Genomic DNA, 1,495 nt, shown 5'->3' with positions numbered 1-1,495 from the left:
TGTCAGGGAAACAATCTTATCAGGATGTGCCTCTTTATATTCTTTGATAATTTCGGATGATTGGTCCGTGCTTCCATCGTCAACTACAATAATTTCAATGTTCTCCATCGTCTGGTTGACCAGAGACTCCAGGCATTTTCGCAAGTATTTCTCTACGTTATATACCGGTACTATAACTGACACACTAATATCATTTCTCATAATAACCGCCTATTCTTTCGATTATAGCTATTCTACTTATAATTTTTCGAAAATATAAAAATCGGATGGAGAAGTCATATCTTCATTACCTAATTCAAAAGGATATTTATTAGCTATAAAATCGATCATTTTCCAATTTTTCTCATTTTCCTGAACATACCTCATAAATTTCCGATTTCTAAATTCCGGCCATCTCGTAAATTCCTCATGATTACTCGAGTAAATTATCACGTACTTACTTGATGCATTAAATAAATCTTTCATATAATCTATATAAACATGGTCCTCAACCAAGTGGAAAATCACATCTAAAGACAAAGCAAGGTCATGCTTTTTTTTCATATATTTATCTTTTTCATCTCTATGAAAAAAAACTTTATTATCAAAGTCAGCAAATTTATCTTTGTTTTTCTTAATAATTGTTTCAGAAACGTCTATTCCTATATACAGGGGGTAGTTCATAAGTGAAAGCTGATTTCCATCACCACAGCCAAACTCAATTACAGAATTAATCTGGTGGCTTGCAACAAATTCATTTATTATATTGGCTTTGAACTCAGCAAGATGATCGTATGACCCTGTTCCAGAGGTATAGCCTTCTTTATAGTGACTATCCCAAAATTCACTTGAACTTATGTCCAAAATTTTCTTTTCTTGCTGTTTAAGTTTGAAATTCTCTTGAATTAACTCTTCATTAATACGCGATAAATCGTTCACTTTATCTAATAAATTTTCATTTTCACTGATAAGCAACTCAAGCTTTTCTCCGAGAATGTTCTTCTCTTTGAAAAGAACGCTATTCTCGCTTTGTAAATTTTCATTTTGGAGATGGAGTTTTTTTAAGGTATTGTTCAGTATTTCATTGTCTCTAACGAGTTGTTCGTGCTCTCTAATTTTATCTTCAAGTAACCGATAAAGATTACTAGATGACTCATAGTAAGTTTCCCTCTCCTGAATAACCTTTTTTAGAGGAGGTAATGAATTAATAATTATCTTTTTTATACTCAAATTCCCCAATCCTCCCTCTCATTATCGTCATTTAAAAATACTTTTATAAATTTTAAATAAAGCCTTTAAAACTAAATCCAATATTCTAGATGTTAAATCAGAGTTAGTTGAAATTCTATTTTTTAACTGGTGGTAATTTTTTTTAAGCACACCTCTGGGGTATTCCCAGTTAAAGAATCCTTTATTAAAATAATCCTGTAAAACGACATTTTTGTAGGATACTTCATCTTTTACATCCCACCAAGAAGCATCAAAATGATGCACCGCTAAATTCTTTCCGTCATAT

General features: G+C 31.4%; 3 protein-coding genes. All 3 read right to left on the bottom strand.

Annotated elements, in window-relative coordinates:
- On the bottom strand, positions 1-201 hold a 201-nt coding region (locus tag C1T21_RS26490; protein ID WP_146032525.1), incomplete at its 3' end, for a glycosyltransferase family 2 protein.
- 36 nt (positions 202-237) lie between these two features.
- Positions 238-1,209 (bottom strand): methyltransferase domain-containing protein, encoded by a 972-nt coding sequence (locus C1T21_RS26485; RefSeq protein WP_103050347.1) that lies wholly within the window; start codon positions 1,207-1,209, stop codon positions 238-240.
- Between the two features lie 27 nt (positions 1,210-1,236).
- Positions 1,237-1,495, bottom strand: a 259-nt coding sequence (locus C1T21_RS27515) for a hypothetical protein (protein WP_219727885.1), incomplete at its 5' end; no start/stop codon positions are given.

Origin of the sequence: Paenibacillus sp. F4 (genome assembly GCF_002894905.1) — a bacterium.
In the GTDB taxonomy this organism is placed as follows: Bacteria; Bacillota; Bacilli; order Paenibacillales; family Paenibacillaceae; genus Paenibacillus; species Paenibacillus polymyxa_B.
The sequence above is the reverse complement of the archived record's forward strand: the minus strand, read 5'-3'. Positions and strand labels throughout refer to the sequence as shown.